Source organism: Thalassotalea sp. G20_0 (genome assembly GCF_017744175.1).
In the GTDB taxonomy this organism is placed as follows: Bacteria; Pseudomonadota; Gammaproteobacteria; order Pseudomonadales; family Endozoicomonadaceae; genus Endozoicomonas.
Genome location: NZ_JAGHQV010000004.1, coordinates 80,615 through 97,597, shown reverse-complemented (window position 1 = coordinate 97,597; position 16,983 = coordinate 80,615). Strand labels below are relative to the sequence as shown.

Genomic DNA, 16,983 nt, shown 5'->3' with positions numbered 1-16,983 from the left:
GACTGTGGGAACGAGAACAAAATAAAGCCTTTGTGTCTTCGTGTCTTTGTGGTTCAAATAAAAATCACCCGCCGGTCACCGGAGGAAAAAAGGCGACCTCATCACCAGACTGCAATGTGACATCCTGACGAGTCATGGTCTGATTGATGGCAACCAGAGTACGCTCACTCATCATTACTTCACGCCAGTGTTCACCTTGGTCCGCCAACTGACTTTTTAATGCGGACAGCAAGGGAGCATACTCGCCTTCTTCCAGCGTCAACTGTTCGCAGTTCAGCTTTTCCCGAAAACTGGCAAAGAACCGTACTTTAATCATGCTGCACCACCTGTCGCTGAACCATGAATATAGTGACCACTGCGACCACCACTCTTTTCCAGCACACGAATGCCTTCAATATGCATCTCTTTGTCCACTGCCTTGCACATATCATAGATCGTCAGGGCAGCAACCGATGCCGCTGTCAGCGCTTCAATCTCAACGCCGGTTTTGCCATTCAAACGACAACAGGTTTCAATTCGAATGCAGGCTTCGCCATTCACTGAAGCCGCGTCTTCAAGCTGAAACTCAACACCGATAAAGTTCAGCATCAACGGGTGACAAAGCGGCACCAGCTGGCTGCACTGTTTGGCAGCCTGAATGCCGGCAATTCTGGCCACGGCAAGCACGTCCCCTTTTTTAAGGCCATTGTCTTTTACCAGCGCCAGTGTCTCAGGTGCCATGTAGATATAACCTTCGGCCCTTGCTTCACGACGTGTGATGTCTTTTTCACCAACATCAACCATGCTGGCCTTACCATCACTATCAATATGGCTAAGGGCACTATTGGCAGACGACATGATTACCCTGCCTTTTTTAATTGTTCAACAAAGTTACATGGACGATGCTGGCTGTTCAGCTGATCCCTGATAATGCCTTCCCAGGCGGTCTTACAGGCATTATTGGAGCCGGGCATAACAAAAATAACGGTTCCGTTGGCCATGCCCGCCACGGTACGGGACTGGATGGTGGAGGTTTTGATCTGTTCATAGGAAAGCTGGCGGAACAGCTCGCCATAACCATCAATCTGCTTGTCAAAAACAGGCAACAGTGCTTCTGGTGTGCTGTCTCTGCCAGAGAAACCGGTACCGCCTGTGACCAGCACGGCCTGCACACAGTCTGGAGACCCGGCATCACTGGCAATCCAGCGGGATACGACTTCGCGAATCTTGTAGATGTCGTCTTTTACAATGGCCTTATCAACAAGTTTGTGACCATCGGCGGTCAGGCTCTCAACCAGTAAGTGACCGGATGTGTCGTTTTCTTCGGTACGGGTGTCGGACACCGTCAATACGGCGATGTTTACAGGAATAAACTCATCAAACTGATTATGAGCCATGGCTATTCTCGCTCCAGTCGTATTTTCAATCGTATTCAGGGGTGCTCATGACCAGGCCCGCAATGTGGACGACAGCCTACGTCTGAACAACCGCCTTATTAACCAGATTATGCCAGTCTTCTGGTGTATTGACGTTGACAAAAAGGTCTGCCATGGATGACGGCAGTGGCAGGGTCTGCCCACCTGAAAGCTGATGCAGGCGCCACAGGGCATAGTCCTTCGGATTGTCACTGGTGATGGAACTCTCAACGGCTTGTCGCAATTCCGCAGTGACCGGCAATATCACCGGCAGATTAAAACCCGCAAAACAGCAAGCCTGCTGTTGATCGCCAAGTGTCCGGAGCGCATCGGCAGGAACCAGTGGCATATCCACAGGAATCACCAGCAGCCGGTCGCCATCCTGCAGTTGCTGTATAGCCGCATGAATGCCGCTGAGCGGGCCTCTTCCGGGAACCACATCGGCAATAACAGAGTCATCCGGGGCAAAACCGGACCCACTGATCAGAACCTGATCAATCCCGGCCCGGGTCAGCAGAGCAACCATATGCCGGTAAAGCGGTTTGCCACACCAGTTCAGTCGTGACTTGTCCTGCCCCATCCGGGAGGAACGGCCACCAGCCAGAACCAGGCCGTAAAGTGTGCCATGGGCTGTCATTCGATCACAGACTCTTTGTGCCAATATTCAAATTAACCCGGGGATTGTCAGGAAACAGGGCAAGTCAGGAAAACCCCGTCTCCGGACAGACCACCGGCTAGTGTAAGGTTTTCCACCCCGCTGACAAGCCTTGGGACCAATTATCATAGAGAAAAGCAACCGCTTAACCCGCTCGTCCGTTGGCTATACTGTTTTGAACACAGCAAATAGATAACAATGATCAACAATGAGAAAGAATCAGGTACTGAGCCTTTTCCAGCAGAACAAGACAGCCATCAACTGCTGGCTTATCCATCCAAGCCCAATGACGGCAGAGCTGATCGCCCACCAGGGTTTTGACTCAATGACCATCGATATGCAGCACGGCATGATTGGCTTTGAATCGGCCCTGGCCATGCTGCAGGCCATATCCACCACCCCGGTGACTCCGCTGGTCAGGGTTCCCTGGCTTGATCCGGGCATCATTATGAAGATGCTGGATGCCGGTGCTTATGGCGTTATCTGCCCAATGATTGAAACCGCAGAGCAGACCCGGGAATTTGTCGCCACCTGCCGTTACCCTGCCAAAGGCAACCGCAGCTTTGGCCCCAGCAGGGCGATGATCTATGCAGGCAGTGATTACCCGGAAAAAGCAGAAGAGACCATTCTGCCCATGGTCATGATAGAGACCCGTCAGGCCCTGGATAACCTGGATGATATCCTCAGCACTGAAGGACTGGGAGCCATCTATATTGGCCCCTTTGACCTGTCCTACGCCCTGGGCTGTCAGCCCCAACCAGACCACTATGAGGCCCCTGTTATGGAGGCCATCGAACATATCCTTGCCTGCAGCAAAAAACATAATGTTCCCGCTGCCATTCATTGCATGGGACCGGAGTTCGCTGATCGTATGCGAAAAAAAGGGTTCCGTCTGGTCACCGCTGGCTGTGACGCCGACTTCGTCCGGGCGGGTGCCACACACACCATCCAATCACTGAGGCAGTAATCTGAAAGGCGTTCAGAAACCACCTCACTTCACCCGAATAATATAATCAAACCAGTCCGAAGGGTCCGGAACATCTTCTTCTGAAGCGATGTCCTTGCCCTTGATGGAGAAACCGGATTCATGGACAGAGTCCGGGCTTCCGGTTTTCAGAGGATGCCATTGTGGCAGGTCATAACCATGGTAGAGCAGATGATAAGCGCAGCTGTCCGGCAGCCATGGCAAATGCTCATGCAGGGTTTTCGGGGTAAACTTGATGCAGTCATCCACATACTTGCGACGGTGTTTATAATGCCTGCAGCGGCAGGTCTCCAGGTCCAGCAACCGACAGGCTACCGCCGTTGTGTGAATCTCATCCGTATCCGCATCAATAATCTTATTGAGGCAGCAGCGACCACAGCCATCACAGAGCGACTCCCACTCTTCGGGCGTCATCTCGGTTAACGATTTTACCTGCCAGAATGCAGGTTCCTGCTCACTCATCAAACACCTGAACACGATATAACATTGGATTTGCCTGAGCATACTACCACTTCAAAAGATGGCAATACGCGAGTTCACGGTTCAGTAATTATCACACGTTATAACCATCGATAATGGGCTGAAGGTCATCGACACTGCTTCGCTGAATTCTGGTTTGCTTCAAATTGGCGATTTATCCCTCCTGCTCTAAGCTGTTCGGCAGATGGGATGCGTTGATATGAATAACAGAATATCGTCGTGCGACTGTTGTTTTCATTGTTTTTCTTATACTCGTGATGCCTTCTAAAGTCGTGCATTAGTCTTTTGTTATTAAAAGCAATCACAAGGATTATGATTTTCCTCATGAATCTGGAGAAAGAGTATGCAAACACCAACCGAAAAGAATTATGCTGGAGTAACATACCCGGGCAACGTTTTCAGTACATCTCCCGATCAGGAGAACTCCGGGACGGGTAATACCGGGCAGTTAAATGGTTTGAGTGTCATTGCGCGCTCTGCCGTCATTCCTTTTTTTCAGTCGCTCTCTCCTTATTACCAGCAGCCTTCGGCCAATAATAATGAATCAGTGACGTATGATTCAAAGCCAGTTGCACTACCCAGCCAATCAATGCTGAATGATATTTGCCAGGGTGCTGGATTAGTCGCTCAACTGGCGGGAGCCTGGGTGCCGCAAGTGAAAGTGTTGGCTGATGTGGCTTCTAAATTATGTTCCGCTGGTAGTTTTGCAGGTAAAGCCATTGACTACATGCAAGAAAAAGATGCTGTAAAGGGAGAGCTTTCCGGGCAAAAATGTACCGGTGAGAAGCGCCGACCGATCGCCCAAAGTAGTATGCCCCGGGGAGTGCTCACCGCTGCTGCCATGATCACTATGGGGCAGATACCCGTTTCTGCTGCTTCACCTGCACCAAGCAATGCAACGGATCGCCCGATTCCGGTACCAAACCGGGAAACATTGGAACAAATTGGCCAAAATGGCAGTTACCCGTTATCGGGTCATTATGTCCAGACTCAGGATATCAACAGCGATGTAACCATTGGCAGTGAAGATCAGCCGTTTTATGGGGATTACGATGGCGGATGCCATAAGATCACTGGTCAGAGACATTGTTTATTTGGCAAGGTTGCAAAGCATGGTGTTGTCCGTGATCTGAGCATGGTGCAGGCCCATGTTGAGAGTAATGATAAATACAGTGCCGTAGTCGCCTGTAAAATGGGCGAAGGAAGCCGTCTGGAAAACCTGCTGATAGAACACTCCCGCGTTTTGACTAACAAGGATGGCGAGCGTGGCGCAGCATCGATGACTCATGCAGGTGTGATAACAGGCCACCAGCAGGAGAATAGCAATATTGAGCAAGTTTGGGTCAATAATTGCTCAGTGACCAGTACTGGTAAATCTGGAGCTGTTGGCATTGTCAGTGGTAGGGCTGAAGGAGATATACAACATGTGACTGTAAAAAACAGTCGGGTCAAAACAGCTTGTGACGACTCCCGCGCAGGCATTGGTGCCGGAATCGTTGAGGGCCGAATTAGCCATCTTACCGTTCTGGACAGCAAGGTTGAAACCGATGCGACTGATAGTTTCGCCGGCATTGGTGGGGGAATAATATATGACGGGGGCAAACTGGAAAAGTTGACCGCTGTGAACAGTTCAGTAAAGACCGGAGGAGTCTTTTCAGATGCTGGTATCGGTGCTGGTGAGTGTAAATCTGGTGCACTGCTAGCAGGAACAACAGCAATAGCATGTAATGTAAAGACCCTGGGAAGGGGCGCTGATGCCGCCATTGGTGTGGGTGAAACTCGATGTGAGGTTCTTGATACCAGAGCCATTGACTGTTTCGTCAACACCTCCGGAGATTACGCTGATGCTGCCATTGGGACCGGTTATTTTAATGGGGGAAAAACAGAGGGCATTATTGCGGTGAGAGGCGGCATTACTGCCAGCGGTGAAAGTGCAGTAGCAGATATTGCTGCTGGACAGATTGATGTATTTTCCTATCCTTCCGGTCATTCCTCTATTACTAAAATGAGAAAAAGTGTTCAGGCAGTGAAGGTCACTGTAAACGGCGGGTTGCAAAATGTCGGTAATGTGTCCCAGTCCTTTTTAGATCAGTTGTGTGATATTGCCGATCAACGATTTGTGGCCAATGATTGTCGGGTAATGAATCAGCCTTTAAAAGGTTACGGGAACTGTACAACAACGGATTTGCTGTTTGCACCCTCCCTGCCAAGTTCAAGTGCTCCATCGACGCTGAATACCGGACTGGTCAATTATTCCGGAGCCTCAACAGCATTAACCGCCCTGGCAACCGGAGTCCAGGCAGGAACAACCCTAAGCACTGGGGCCATTGTCGGGATTTCTGTAGGGGTGGCGGCGGCTCTGGGTCTCGGTGCTTTATTCGCCTGGCGTTATTACTCACATCGTCAGGCTGATTCGGATGTCGTGACCATGAGAGTACTGAGTGAAGAGCCGAATGATGAGTAATCATTCATTACCCTGACAAGGAAAAAAAGAGGAAAAAAAGAGGAAAAAAAGGAAAAAAAGGAAAGGAAAAAAAGGACATCCAAAGATTTAAAGAGAGGAAGAAAAGGACACCCAAAGACTTTAAAGGAAAAAAAGGGAAAAAAAGGACATCCAAAAGAGGAAAAAAAGGACACCCAAAGATTTAAAGAGGGGAAAAAAGGTAACTGCTCAAAATTTGGTGGGAAATTTTACACAGACACCTCTGCAGCCCAGTAAAATCGATAAAATTTTTCCAGAAAATGCATTTTTACCACCAAATTTTGAGCAGTTACGAAAAAAGGACACCCAAAGACTTTAAAGCCAAGATAATCAAATATTTCGTTCGCTAATTGCGGAAATGAAGGTCACAGTCAAGGAAGAGAAAAGCAATCAGAACTCAGAAATGTTCACTTATGAGCTGCCAGAGTCTATAGCGTAGTGTGAAGGGCAGGGGCTGAAGTCAGAGTTTTTTCAGCTTCAACAATATGGCGGACGGAAAGTTAGCCTGCAAATAGCAAAGCGCTGGTACTCTGACCATGTACCCAAGACTTTCCCACTTTCTCAGCATAACTTTTCAGTGATGCCAGCGTACCAACGGCCCGATAGAAACGATTATTCCACTGCATGGTTTTAATCCACTCATCCGGCGGAATATCAAAAAACTTAAGTATTGAGGGAATGTTGTCGTTTAAACAACCTCGCTTACCTTGACGAACAATTCCTCCCGACCAGTCAACCAGTTCAAAATAACTACTGAGTGCATAAGGCAATGCATGGTCAGGGTTTTGTCCTGGCTCTTTGAAGGGCTTCAATTTGGCAGGTTGCTTTTTACCGGATGGAGCTGAGTAGTATTTCGTCCGTTTGCTGATAGAAGTGTATTCAGAGGTCTCTGGCGATTTCGCCATTTTGGCTCGAACAGGGTTTAAATCGACATAGGCCATACAAGTCAGCAGAGCCGCTTCGTCGAGCAGCGCCTGGCTTTTATAACGTCCTTCCCAGAACCTTCCCTTACAGTTATCCTCTTTATTGGCTTTTCTGGCCAGATGCTCGTTGAGGCATCTCATAAACCAGCCGATATCCATCAAACGACAACGATATTCTTCAGCAAACTCATCCACCCGAAGCCTGTCTGCCTCGCGCAATTGTTCGCCAGAGAGAAATCGTTGGACCAGCATCGGGCCTGAAAACAGGGAAGACCAACGAGTGAGAATCTCATTGGTAGACCAGCTCCTGGCCTGTTTACGGTTGATGTAAAGCACGATGTGGTAATGATTGGACATGACCGCATAAGCACAAACTTCCAATGCAAAGATTGACGATAGCTGTTGAATTCGGTCTTCCACCCATTGGCGACGGTGTTCGCAGTTCTTACCGGAAAACGAATCTTTACCACAGAGAAAGGCTTGACGAACGCAGCGAGCCATGCAGTGGTAATAAGGTGTAGAGGCTGGGTCTATCAAGTTTTTCCGAGCAGTCGTCATGTTTTAGCAGCGATCTTTAAGTTTTTGATGCTAAAAAAGTAGTCGAGATGTCTGAATAATCAAGAAAATGTGGATGTCCTATTTTTCTCTATTTTTCTTCTTGCCATGTTCAGTGAAGAGACTCTGGTGGCTGTGACCATCAGGCTGTAAAAGTAACCGCTTTCACGCCTCCGCCAGCAACGCCCGCCACTCACCCAACTTCTCTTCCAAATCAGCAATATGCGCCTCCAGCCCAGCCAGCTCCTCTTCACAAATGTGCAATCGGTCCCGAACATCATGGTGCCGTTTCACCCGTCGTTGCAGAACCGATAGCTCCTCTTCAGCCACCATCACCCGCACTACCATAGAAGGGATGGAAGAATAACTGATCTTGCCCTGCTTGTTTCGTGGTACCTGTGCCAGATGGATACGATCCATAGCAACGCCTCCTTTGATATCATTTCTGCGGAACGCAGCAGACGATTTAATAGAAGGCAATGGTACTAAGTTCAGAAACGGTATCCCATCCCCAATACGGGAAAAATGTCATTGGCCTTGGCTGAGCACCTGGGACAACTGCAAGCATTGATACGTATCAATGTGAGTATTCCTACAAAGACACAGAATCAGGCGGCTCAAATTAGCAATTGAGTCGAATTATTGTGTAAATTAGTCAGAAGTATTCCGTTGTATATTCCTTTCCAATAGATCTATAAAATCCTCGCACATTTCCCTGACCCAAGGTTTAGGTAATCATGGGCGTAGTTGACGATGCTATTGCACTGAGAAACAGGCTGATTTCTGAAGAAGGGACCGCGGTGCCCGAAGAGTTTTCCGGAATATCAAAGACGAAAATTGCTGAAGTGCTTCAGAGAATTGACCGGAAAACACCAGACATGGTGGATGCTGTTTTTGCTCTCCTGGATACCCGCTCCAACTGGTTCAGTAAGGCACCCATTGGTGCAGCATTCAAAGACGGCGCAGCTACAGCTCACGTTGGAGCACATATTGGTATCTTACAAAGAGGCCAGAATACTAAGCCTGATCGTTAAGGAAGGGATTACTGGCTGAAAAATAGCCGACACCAGACGATTGATCTCCTCCTGAGATGGCAGCGAGTTCCCTTTTGCTCCATGCCCTAAAGCTTGCAACTGCTCTGTTGTCGGGTAACGCAAGTTTCTCAGATCTGTTGCGTTGACTTGGGTATGCCCGTTAAACTGCCGAAAATATTGATCAACAATGGTGCTGTTCAAAAACAGCCATAAACCCCTGGCAAGATCCTGCGGCAACGGTTTACCCAAGGCATGAAAATAGTTGGTTTTATTCTCAAAGCCAACGACGTCTACGTCAGCAACAGACGGTTCATAAAGAGAGGCAACAATCCGGCGCTTTTCTTCTTTTGCTGTCAGTCGTTTGGTCAAAATATAAGTGCCGTTGGGAACCATCAGTTTGGCGGTTTCACTGTTGTTAAGCAGGGCATTCGGTTTTTTTACATTGTTTATTGGCCATACGATAGAACCATTTTTTAAATGCATAGGATAAATTAGCGGCACAGTCTGCGCTTCGGGCTCCATTCTGAGGTTATCCCTGGTCCTGAAATCAACCACTTTTCCGGTGCTGACATCAAGGCCCAAATCAGACAATGAGCACGGCAAACCGCCCACCTTAACGGCGATATCAGCTTCCTGCTCTGAGGTCACAATATGGATAAAACGGTCTGGATTATCTGAATTAACCACTTCATGGAAAGGGGTGATTCGAATAATCGGGTTCCGGTCTTCAGCGCAACTGCTGGATGAAATTTCCACATCCCCCTGTGGTTCCCCCTTTACCAGATGGAAAATCACATTTTCCTGCAGGACTTTGTCCCCTTTAAACGCTTTCGTACGGCTGTTGAATACCCGGATTTTCTTCAGTGCAGTATCCTCTAACAGGATATCCCTGAATCCTTTAAAGTACGGGCCATTGCAGAAACTGCGCGGGGTAATGGCCACCAGTTCACCACCAGGCTCAAGAAGTTTGATGGCAAGTGCAACAAAGGCGGAATAGAGGTTGCCGGTCTCGATGCCTACCTGCTGGAGTAACTTTCGATGGCGGCTTTTACTGCCGATCTTGAAATAAGGTGGATTAAGAATCGCCTTGTTGTAACGAATTATAGGGGTCGCATCGACAGAAATCGCCTGCAATTGATTGACAGCACTCTCAATAAAATCGGCCGGGATAATATTACTGTGCCACTGAATCTTTTGCTCCCCTGCAACCTCAGCAAACAGAGCCATGCTATTGTGCAAGTTATTAATCAGAACCTTGTCGGTTTCGTAGGCGGTAGCTGTAATTTTATTGACACCGCCTTCCTGAACCACTCTTTGCAAAAAAGCAGCGGTTAAGGAGCCAACACCTGCCCCAGCGTCCAGCAATGAGACATCGCCGCTGAGATTATCAAACATGGACGCCAACAGCTCAGCTGTTGGCGCTGGCGTCATATACTGCCCTTGCTCACTCCGTTTGGCTTGATCAAGTTTCAAGGCGGCTTGTTGCCGAATATCATCAATAATGTGTAACAAGTCCCTGAAGTCTCCATGCTTTGCTGGTCGTAATGAATCTGACAGGCTAATCGGGGTATCTGCGTTTACCAGGAAACCCAGACTGTATAAAAAAACAGTTAAAACATAATGGCAAAGCTGGCCGGAAGCAACCGGGATTTTCATTATTTAAATCATTTATCGCTTCGATAGAGCGTTGATTCTAGTGGTTTAATATATAAGTAGTTTTTGAGAATTGCTCCTTGCGCAGAGCTAATAGGTACTATTATCCCAAATAAACCTTCATTTAAATGCATTCAAAGGAGTATAAAATAACTTTTTTATTCAGTAATTTATAAATTAATGATGAATTCCCTGAGCTGATATTGAATTTTTTGGACTTACAAAACTCTAACTTTAATTAAATCCAGTTATTTAAGTCAGGGATTATCAAGTGGATACTAATAACCAGCTCTCACCACACAGGCTGAACACACAATATTCTTCTGCTGCTCGCCGTGGCAGTAACTCTGCCCATACAGAGCGACAGAGTTGCCACCGGGAAGATGAAGATCCCGGTCAAAAATATAATTTCAGTCAGAGTTTTGCGTCCACTCCCACCTGGAAAAGCCTCGGCAAATACAACCCCCAGGGTGTCAGCCAAGTACACACTTTTCTCCCGGGCACTGGCAAAACTCCCGGTCTGGAACATGAAAAACTGTTCGGCATGATGATGCCAGAGATGGAAAAACCAGCACCCAAAAAGAAGAGTAAAGAGCCGGAAAGGCCTAAAGAACTGGAAAAACCTAAAGAACCGGAAAGGCCTAAAGAACCGGAAAGACCTAAAGAGCCCCCTTCCCGGAAGCAAGCCGATGAGATTGAAATTTCAGACTCAGAGCTGGATGAACTGTTCGATGAAGATATAGCACTCCCTTTTATTCCTGAATTACCTGATCAGGATTATCAGAAGTTTGAAATTAAACTTTCGCAGAATTTGAGAAAAATCAGAGAGGGGAAGGGACAAAAAGCCATTCTGGAATTAAAAGAGCTATTTACTTTCAGGGCTCACGATTTTGTCTCTCCCGATAAGGCAACAGCAGCACATCATTTTACTGAGTTCGTACGACGCGTATATCAGCTCGACAGGCAAATGCCAGCAGGCATGAAAGCAAAGGGAGAAATCATCAAACATGCGATCGATCAAATGACCGAGAAATTGGGCATGCTGATGGATGATGTCAGAACTGCCTGCATATCCGAAGCCTTCGGTAACCCCACGTTTAAAGATGCTCTGGAGAAGGTTGAATCGGATACCGATAAGTCTCTTCTTCGCAGGTTACAGACACTTTCCGCTTTTAACTTCATGAGCAATGAAGTAAACGCGCTGGTAAGAGACTCTGGCGTTTCCGTCCCTTCTGCTCCAGATGGCAGAGACCCGGGCTCTGATTCTGGTGTCAATCAGCCACACTCAAACAATGATGGCAAAAAAGAGTCTGTAGCCGGCGCTCTTGACCAACCACTGTCAGGTAATAAAAAACACAAAAAGCAGGACAACACAAAAACTACCAATAAACACTCAACCTCACAGCTTTCAGAACTGGAAAGAAAGCGCCGTGAAGCCATAGATAAGGAAATGGAGGAGGTAGACAGAACACTTGAAGAGGGATGGAAATTCCTTGAACAGTCCAAAAAGAACAGAGAAGAAGAAACAAAGCCAGAGCCAGTGATGTCGAAACCATCTACTCCTCAGCCTGAAGCAAAACCTGTCACCAGCAAACCACCTGTTGCCAGGGAAAAACCAAAGCCTGTCACTGTCACCAAAACCTACCCATCCATCGCCGACATCCGTAAGCTTAAGGGGGATATGGCTATTGCAGATGCGGTGCTGAAGTTTGTAGAAAACTGTCAAAGCGAGCCTGAAAGAAAAGAGCTGGATCAATTTCTGGAAGAGCGCTGTGCAGAAAAATCAAAAGCCATTGTCAGTGATCTTAACCGGGTCAAACAGCAGGCCATGAAACCCAGCGAATGTGTCCACAAGTTTTCGCAAACCGTAGGCTACCGCCAGATTGCCGAAAAGATTGCTCCACCCTCGGCAAGAAAACTCTCTGAAATAACAGACAATAAAAAAGTGCCTGGCAACGGCGGCAATATTGATGGAACAATGCTGCACCTGCTGAAACAATCAGTGGTCTTTCCAAAAAACTGGGATGTCAAAGGGGATCCGGCAAAATGGACTCGCAGGGAATTTTTGGCTGAGTTTGACAAAGGAGCCTCCAGACACTCAGAGAGTCAGCGCCAATGTGTCCGGAAATACGCTGATGATATATTGCGACTCTTTAAGCTGAAGCAATATCCATTCGGCTGGGGGTATGACAAGGAGCGCAAAGCATCTCCTGCTGATCAGGAGTTCGAGCTTATGGCAAAGGCGATGTACGACGACTTCATTGGCAGGCCCTTATTTGATTACAGAGACTGCAAGCGGCTGGAACTATTCACAGCTCAGCAAAGACACACATTTCTGGAGACACTTTTTGGCTCAGAAGTCATATCCACACTTAAACAGATTGTTGTAGGAGCCGGGACAAAAACAAAACGACCACCAACCAGTGTTGAAAGAGCCAGGGCCGAGCACAACAAAAGCATGGTCATTGCCTTGTTCCATGACAAACCGACAGGTGGCTACTATCTTGTGGTTGGCAGAAGTGATCAAAGGCAGGCCTTCCCTGTAAAGGTGAGAAACCCACTGGCTCTTGACTGCTTTAATCAGGAAAAAGGGAGTAACTGCATATATAAGGCAATGGGGTTACCTGCGATTTCGGACAACTGGAATGCTGTCAGATAAGTGAGTCAAATCTGCTGGCTGAAATAAAACAGCTCGCCAGCAAGCTCGTGAACAAATGGATGTCAGGCGGGAAGACAGAATCCTTCGTCCCAGTGGTGCTGAAGGGGTTTATGAGGTTACGGACAAACCAGACTTGCCATATTTACCTGGCCAGCGAACTGACAGAAGGGGTAACAAGCTGGATAGCGAAGAAGAGGGTCTGATCACCGAAGACGAACTGGCGATGTTCAGTGAGGATACTTACGGGCGAACGTGATGGGTTGTGGTTTGTGAGGGAGTGGTTAAGAGGGAACAGGGAATTGGACTATTAACTCTGTAGCAGCCAGGAAATTTCCGTAAATGGAACTTTTTTGTAAACTTAGGATCAAAAATATAGGTAAACAAAATTTAATGACGATCTTATGCTAACAAATATTTCAAATAATCAAACAGAATTATTGCCCAAAGCTCTACCGCAATCAGCAAACTCAACAGAAGACCAACAGCGACAACTTGGCAATTTCAACTAGTTGCCAGTTGAGGCGATTCCACCTAACGCAAATGAACTGGCTCAGCCCGACGAACTCCAACTTGAGCAGACATGCCATAATACCAACAAACCTATTGATCAAAGGGCTATCGAAGATTTACAGCGTCCAATTCAATTCAAGAATATGGAAGCAATAGCAAATCCTGATAAATATGAGAATATGATATCAATTTACAACTCAGGCGTATTTGAACATTCTTATAAACGTTATGAATATGACCACCGCTCAGGTCTTATTTATGAGCCAAAGCGAGTAGATATAAAAAATTTCTATGCAATTATGAGTCTGAGTAACGCAACCCTTAAATACAGTGATGAATTATACACTTTGTATACAGGGTTATTTGAAAATGGGCATGTATTTCTTATTGCGCCTCGTAAAGCCTGTACGATTGTAGAAGATCCAAATAATCCCAACAACGTTTTATTTAAAGGAGATCCATCTGGTTTAAGAGTTGATGCCATTTATTCGGGGAGGACTTTTCAGGAAGTAGAGAATCTAATAAAGACAGTTCATGATAACACTCCACTATCAAACCACATCTCTCATATTCTTGAGCATGAATAGTAAGTAAGGCACTTTAAAGTGCCTGCACCACTTTCATAAACTGGGACAGCCCACTGCCAGTGATACCGCTGTCTCTCAACACCTCAAATTCCAAAAACTGGTGTCATATATGGTCTGCACCGCAATTGAACCACGCGTTATGCCTCCTGTTGACAGATAGTGCCTCTTTCGCAATCAAATATGACTATTGGAAATTTCAAGCCTAATATCTGCTCCGTTTTTTTTCTAAATTCTAACCCATCGTGAATTATTTGACTTTTTTCATCATAAAGTTTGTCATGTCGATTAAAGGTAATTAATATAGCCATTACTGACTCAGTAGCGTATTCGCAAACAACTTCATTGTGATTAAACCTGTTTTCAATTAAATGAGCATTTTCTACCATATAATCTTTTAGTTGCCTGGTGGTTTGAAATAGTTTTTTATTTTCGATATTACAACTCAAAGCAAAGCTACCAGCACAGCCCGGATTAATAATTTTACCTCTCCGAATAGATATGTTTTTGTAGGCTTTTTTTGTACAATCCCATTGCAGAAAATGACCCTGACTATCAACAGGTATTGAACCAACATCACTGTCAGCAATGACATGAAGTTTCGCTTTGTCTGCATCAATGAGAAAACCAATGTTTCGATAAAGTTTTTGTTTTGGGCAAGGAGCCAAAAGTGAGGTCGCAGCGCACTTCACGACCTTATCTTTCGAGGTAAGCTGAACAAACTCCTGCTCTAATCTGACAGAATCCACATGGGTCGAAGAATTAACAAGCATTTTTGCCAGTAATTTTCCACCACGTAACTTTTCATTAAGTAAAGTATTTAAATCTGAAATATAAGAAGTAGGGGTTACTGTTTCTTTTTCAGTTCTTGATAAAAAAGTTGTTGAATTAACCCTTTGTTTTTGAATTATTTGGTTTAAACTTGGGTTCATATAGTTTTAGTCCTAGATTCGATTAGAGGTTCATAAATGCTAACGTTCTCTTCTCCCAACAATTCCGTGCCAACTATACCATCACGGAATCCGGAGCCTCTCTCAATATTTTCACAGTTGGGGAAGATTGGATTAAAAGCCAATCTCTCAGTTCAAGCTGGATTTGTTACCGCCTTTGCCTGTGATGAAATTCGCCGGAAACATGAATTGCCTGCCAGGAATTTTGCTTTCGATAACCTGCCTCATGGTCAACGTCTTAAATACATTAAACTCAACGATTTTGGCATTACTGCCCAGGATGTGTTAATCCCGATAGTCATATTTTCTGCCAGTGGTGGCCTGAATGATCTGTATAACCTTGGTACGTCCATAGCCAAATCCATATACAACAGGACATGCAACTACTTTGCCTGATCACTCATATAACAAGATCAATAATTTGTCATTTCAATCGAGGTCATACCATGGGACCTATCAACAATTCTGCAATTTCAGCCAATCTGCATATGCCTCCTGAATTATCGCCAATATCAACAGCAGACTTGATTAAAAAAGGCATCTTCTCAGTGTGTACTGGAGTGGTAACCGTCGCTATTTGCAATCAGGTCAATGCTATTTACAGTACGCCCGCCGAGAATTATTTTGCCAAGCGTACGACTCCCGAAGCATACCTTAAGTATCTGGAACTCAAGCAAGATGATTCAATAATTGATGAACAATCACTTGTATTGTCTTTAGTTGTTTTTGGTGCCAGTGTTGGCCCGTACAAAATGTACGAAATTGGCAAATATTTACACGAAAGGGCATGCAGATTTTATGATGCTGCAATTCGACAATTGTCTCAGTAATGGTCTCAATATCCCCAATGCCATAGGGGTTGTCGCTGTGGTCGGCTCTGGCGCTGAATACCAAGCACTTTCTGTCTGGCAGCTTCATGCCATTGAAATAGTCAATCCAGACCGATGAATCCACCATCAGCATTTGTCGATTCTCATCTCATCCAGATCGCCTTCCCAGTTCAGCTTGCCACGATACGCTCTGAATTTTTCCTGTTTTTTCAGCTGTATCAGCGCTTTCAGCCCCACCTCTACCGCTTCTTTCCTGGTCGTCAGTCCGCTGGCATTTAACACTTCCTGCATCAGTTCATCATCAATAACAATATTGGTTCTCATGAATCACCTGTGTGTATAAATTATTTCTATTTGTGTGTATTGAGCCAATCCGACTCACTCCAAAAAAATCCGGTTGGACACTTTCTGGACGATTAGACAAACCTGTCTTCTGCCCAGCCATAAAAAAAACCCGCAGATCAATAACCTACGAGGTTTATATATGGTGGTGGAGGCGGCGGGACTTGAACCCGCGTCCGCCAGCTCTCAGCCTTTGGCTCTACATGCTTAGATCCACCTTTAGTTTTTACACCGTAGCGACCCAGTGGTCGGGGTTCTTCAGTGCGATTCTCACAAGTTTTAACCCGTCAGCCAGAGACCTGCTGATCGTGGCGAGCCCGCTTACGATGACAGTCTGAATACCAGCCAGCAGACGAGCCGGTTAGACTGGAAGCTTCGTAGTGTTAAGTACGATTAAGCAGCGGCTGCTGCAGCTTCAAAGTTGCTATCATTGGCAACTAATAGGTTTGTAGTGTTTTGATTAACGAGAACCACTACGCCCTCGGCATGCACCTCAGGGTTCAATACCGTCGTCGAATCCGAATCGCCCCCAGAGTTAATAGTTATAGAGCATAGAGGCAGAAGTCGCAATGGCTGGAGATCATCAGTGACTATATCACGCTGTTCACGCCATGACGTACCAATACGATCCGATGGTGCAACAGGCCGGGCCATAATCGCAGCTCCGCTGCCCGATGGTGTAGTCATTGCCCAGCAGCACTGGCCCTGGCAGACGGTCAGCGGTTACAAAATGTGCTAAAAATACCCACGGGCATGACGTCCATCAGTGAATTGATCTACAAGCTTTGGATACTATAGCTATCTTTGGTGATACAGCTGACTGCGTTAATTTTTCTTTACCTGCCAGAGATGTTCACAATTTGCCATGTGGACACTCCTCAGACCTCACACCACTTTCTATGTAAAGTTGGACTATGAAAGTTGGCGATTTGTTTTCCAGGGCAATG

Annotated in this window: 19 protein-coding genes and 1 other RNA gene; 9 read left to right on the top strand and 11 right to left on the bottom strand. The window is 46.3% G+C overall.

Going from position 1 to position 16,983, the window contains the following annotated elements; all coding sequences use genetic code 11:
• Window positions 1-64 precede the first annotated feature (64 nt).
• From J7438_RS03365 to mobA, 4 genes are all read right to left on the bottom strand, one after another.
• On the bottom strand, window positions 65-316 hold the full coding sequence (locus J7438_RS03365; RefSeq protein ID WP_209203963.1) for a MoaD/ThiS family protein: 252 nt from the start codon (window positions 314-316) through the stop codon (window positions 65-67).
• Window positions 313-837 carry a cyclic pyranopterin monophosphate synthase MoaC gene (gene moaC / locus J7438_RS03360; protein ID WP_209275451.1) on the bottom strand — a complete coding sequence of 175 codons (525 nt, stop codon included), beginning with the start codon at window positions 835-837 and terminating at the stop codon, window positions 313-315. Before moaC ends, J7438_RS03365 begins: the two co-directional genes overlap by 4 nt.
• 2 nt (window positions 838-839) lie before the next feature.
• The gene (moaB, locus tag J7438_RS03355; RefSeq protein WP_209203961.1) at window positions 840-1,376 is read right to left on the bottom strand and encodes a molybdenum cofactor biosynthesis protein B; all 537 of its coding nucleotides are present in this window, start codon (window positions 1,374-1,376) and stop codon (window positions 840-842) included.
• A gap of 76 nt (window positions 1,377-1,452) precedes the next feature.
• Window positions 1,453-2,031 (bottom strand): molybdenum cofactor guanylyltransferase, encoded by a 579-nt coding sequence (gene mobA / locus J7438_RS03350; RefSeq protein WP_209275450.1) that lies wholly within the window; start codon window positions 2,029-2,031, stop codon window positions 1,453-1,455.
• Between the two features lie 226 nt (window positions 2,032-2,257).
• Between mobA and J7438_RS03345 the strand changes: the two genes are divergently transcribed.
• Window positions 2,258-3,016, top strand: coding sequence for an HpcH/HpaI aldolase family protein (locus tag J7438_RS03345; RefSeq protein ID WP_209275449.1), 759 nt, complete (start codon window positions 2,258-2,260; stop codon window positions 3,014-3,016).
• Between the two features lie 24 nt (window positions 3,017-3,040).
• On the opposite strand, the gene J7438_RS03340 is transcribed toward J7438_RS03345, so the two are convergent.
• Window positions 3,041-3,496 (bottom strand): YcgN family cysteine cluster protein, encoded by a 456-nt coding sequence (locus J7438_RS03340; protein WP_209275448.1) that lies wholly within the window; start codon window positions 3,494-3,496, stop codon window positions 3,041-3,043.
• A 361-nt stretch (window positions 3,497-3,857) separates the two neighbouring features.
• On the opposite strand from J7438_RS03340, the gene J7438_RS03335 reads away from it, so the two are divergent.
• Window positions 3,858-5,978: a hypothetical protein gene (locus J7438_RS03335; RefSeq protein WP_209275447.1), complete on the top strand. Its 2,121-nt coding sequence runs from the start codon at window positions 3,858-3,860 to the stop codon at window positions 5,976-5,978.
• A gap of 518 nt (window positions 5,979-6,496) precedes the next feature.
• On the opposite strand, the gene J7438_RS03330 is transcribed toward J7438_RS03335, so the two are convergent.
• Both J7438_RS03330 and J7438_RS03325 read right to left on the bottom strand, forming a co-directional pair.
• Window positions 6,497-7,477, bottom strand: a complete 981-nt coding sequence (locus tag J7438_RS03330) for a transposase (RefSeq protein ID WP_209275446.1) — start codon at window positions 7,475-7,477, stop codon at window positions 6,497-6,499.
• Between the two features lie 162 nt (window positions 7,478-7,639).
• Complete coding sequence (locus tag J7438_RS03325) at window positions 7,640-7,894, bottom strand: hypothetical protein (protein WP_209203955.1); 255 nt, start codon at window positions 7,892-7,894, stop codon at window positions 7,640-7,642.
• A 317-nt stretch (window positions 7,895-8,211) separates the two neighbouring features.
• Between J7438_RS03325 and J7438_RS03320 the strand changes: the two genes are divergently transcribed.
• Window positions 8,212-8,508 carry a hypothetical protein gene (locus J7438_RS03320; RefSeq protein ID WP_209275445.1) on the top strand — a complete coding sequence of 99 codons (297 nt, stop codon included), beginning with the start codon at window positions 8,212-8,214 and terminating at the stop codon, window positions 8,506-8,508.
• Here J7438_RS03320 and J7438_RS03315 read toward each other — a convergent pair.
• Window positions 8,473-10,164 (bottom strand): Eco57I restriction-modification methylase domain-containing protein, encoded by a 1,692-nt coding sequence (locus J7438_RS03315; protein WP_209275444.1) that lies wholly within the window; start codon window positions 10,162-10,164, stop codon window positions 8,473-8,475. The two genes, J7438_RS03320 and J7438_RS03315, sit on opposite strands and share 36 nt — an antisense overlap.
• A 268-nt stretch (window positions 10,165-10,432) precedes the next feature.
• On the opposite strand from J7438_RS03315, the gene J7438_RS03310 reads away from it, so the two are divergent.
• The 3 genes from J7438_RS03310 (at window position 10,433) to J7438_RS03300 (ending at window position 13,917) form a co-directional block, all read left to right on the top strand.
• The gene (locus J7438_RS03310) at window positions 10,433-12,820 is read left to right on the top strand and encodes a hypothetical protein (RefSeq protein ID WP_209275443.1); all 2,388 of its coding nucleotides are present in this window, start codon (window positions 10,433-10,435) and stop codon (window positions 12,818-12,820) included.
• A 55-nt stretch (window positions 12,821-12,875) separates the two neighbouring features.
• Complete coding sequence (locus J7438_RS03305) at window positions 12,876-13,076, top strand: hypothetical protein (RefSeq protein WP_209203951.1); 201 nt, start codon at window positions 12,876-12,878, stop codon at window positions 13,074-13,076.
• A gap of 253 nt (window positions 13,077-13,329) precedes the next feature.
• Window positions 13,330-13,917: a hypothetical protein gene (locus J7438_RS03300; RefSeq protein WP_209275442.1), complete on the top strand. Its 588-nt coding sequence runs from the start codon at window positions 13,330-13,332 to the stop codon at window positions 13,915-13,917.
• Window positions 13,918-14,054: 137 nt separating this feature from the next.
• Here the strand turns inward: J7438_RS03300 and J7438_RS03295 are convergent, their stop codons facing one another.
• Entirely contained in the window at window positions 14,055-14,846 is a 792-nt protein-coding gene (locus J7438_RS03295) for a hypothetical protein (protein ID WP_209275441.1), read from the bottom strand.
• 207 nt (window positions 14,847-15,053) lie between these two features.
• Between J7438_RS03295 and J7438_RS03290 the strand changes: the two genes are divergently transcribed.
• Both J7438_RS03290 and J7438_RS03285 read left to right on the top strand, forming a co-directional pair.
• Window positions 15,054-15,260 carry a hypothetical protein gene (locus J7438_RS03290; RefSeq protein ID WP_209202486.1) on the top strand — a complete coding sequence of 69 codons (207 nt, stop codon included), beginning with the start codon at window positions 15,054-15,056 and terminating at the stop codon, window positions 15,258-15,260.
• Window positions 15,261-15,310: 50 nt separating this feature from the next.
• Window positions 15,311-15,694 (top strand): hypothetical protein, encoded by a 384-nt coding sequence (locus J7438_RS03285; protein WP_209202488.1) that lies wholly within the window; start codon window positions 15,311-15,313, stop codon window positions 15,692-15,694.
• Window positions 15,695-15,820: 126 nt separating this feature from the next.
• Here J7438_RS03285 and J7438_RS03280 read toward each other — a convergent pair whose 3' ends face one another.
• Window positions 15,821-16,018: a type II toxin-antitoxin system VapB family antitoxin gene (locus tag J7438_RS03280; protein WP_209275440.1), complete on the bottom strand. Its 198-nt coding sequence runs from the start codon at window positions 16,016-16,018 to the stop codon at window positions 15,821-15,823.
• Window positions 16,019-16,182: 164 nt separating this feature from the next.
• Window positions 16,183-16,567, bottom strand: a transfer-messenger RNA (tmRNA) gene (gene ssrA, locus J7438_RS03275).
• Between the two features lie 55 nt (window positions 16,568-16,622).
• On the opposite strand from ssrA, the gene J7438_RS03270 reads away from it, so the two are divergent.
• On the top strand, window positions 16,623-16,775 hold the full coding sequence (locus J7438_RS03270; RefSeq protein ID WP_209275439.1) for a hypothetical protein: 153 nt from the start codon (window positions 16,623-16,625) through the stop codon (window positions 16,773-16,775).
• Window positions 16,776-16,983: the final 208 nt, after the last annotated feature.

Bases quoted from the DNA above. Each gene is read 5' to 3' on its own strand.
- J7438_RS03365 (WP_209203963.1), bottom strand. From the start codon at position 316: ATGATTAAAGTACGGTTCTTTGCCAGTTTTCGGGAAAAGCTGAACTGC.
- moaC (WP_209275451.1), bottom strand. From the start codon at position 837: ATGTCGTCTGCCAATAGTGCCCTTAGCCATATTGATAGTGATGGTAAG.
- moaB (WP_209203961.1), bottom strand. From the start codon at position 1,376: ATGGCTCATAATCAGTTTGATGAGTTTATTCCTGTAAACATCGCCGTA.
- mobA (WP_209275450.1), bottom strand. From the start codon at position 2,031: ATGACAGCCCATGGCACACTTTACGGCCTGGTTCTGGCTGGTGGCCGT.
- J7438_RS03345 (WP_209275449.1), top strand. From the start codon at position 2,258: ATGAGAAAGAATCAGGTACTGAGCCTTTTCCAGCAGAACAAGACAGCC.
- J7438_RS03340 (WP_209275448.1), bottom strand. From the start codon at position 3,496: ATGAGTGAGCAGGAACCTGCATTCTGGCAGGTAAAATCGTTAACCGAG.
- J7438_RS03335 (WP_209275447.1), top strand. From the start codon at position 3,858: ATGCAAACACCAACCGAAAAGAATTATGCTGGAGTAACATACCCGGGC.
- J7438_RS03330 (WP_209275446.1), bottom strand. From the start codon at position 7,477: ATGACGACTGCTCGGAAAAACTTGATAGACCCAGCCTCTACACCTTAT.
- J7438_RS03325 (WP_209203955.1), bottom strand. From the start codon at position 7,894: ATGGATCGTATCCATCTGGCACAGGTACCACGAAACAAGCAGGGCAAG.
- J7438_RS03320 (WP_209275445.1), top strand. From the start codon at position 8,212: ATGGGCGTAGTTGACGATGCTATTGCACTGAGAAACAGGCTGATTTCT.
- J7438_RS03315 (WP_209275444.1), bottom strand. From the start codon at position 10,164: ATGAAAATCCCGGTTGCTTCCGGCCAGCTTTGCCATTATGTTTTAACT.
- J7438_RS03305 (WP_209203951.1), top strand. From the start codon at position 12,876: ATGGATGTCAGGCGGGAAGACAGAATCCTTCGTCCCAGTGGTGCTGAA.
- J7438_RS03295 (WP_209275441.1), bottom strand. From the start codon at position 14,846: ATGAACCCAAGTTTAAACCAAATAATTCAAAAACAAAGGGTTAATTCA.
- J7438_RS03285 (WP_209202488.1), top strand. From the start codon at position 15,311: ATGGGACCTATCAACAATTCTGCAATTTCAGCCAATCTGCATATGCCT.
- J7438_RS03280 (WP_209275440.1), bottom strand. From the start codon at position 16,018: ATGAGAACCAATATTGTTATTGATGATGAACTGATGCAGGAAGTGTTA.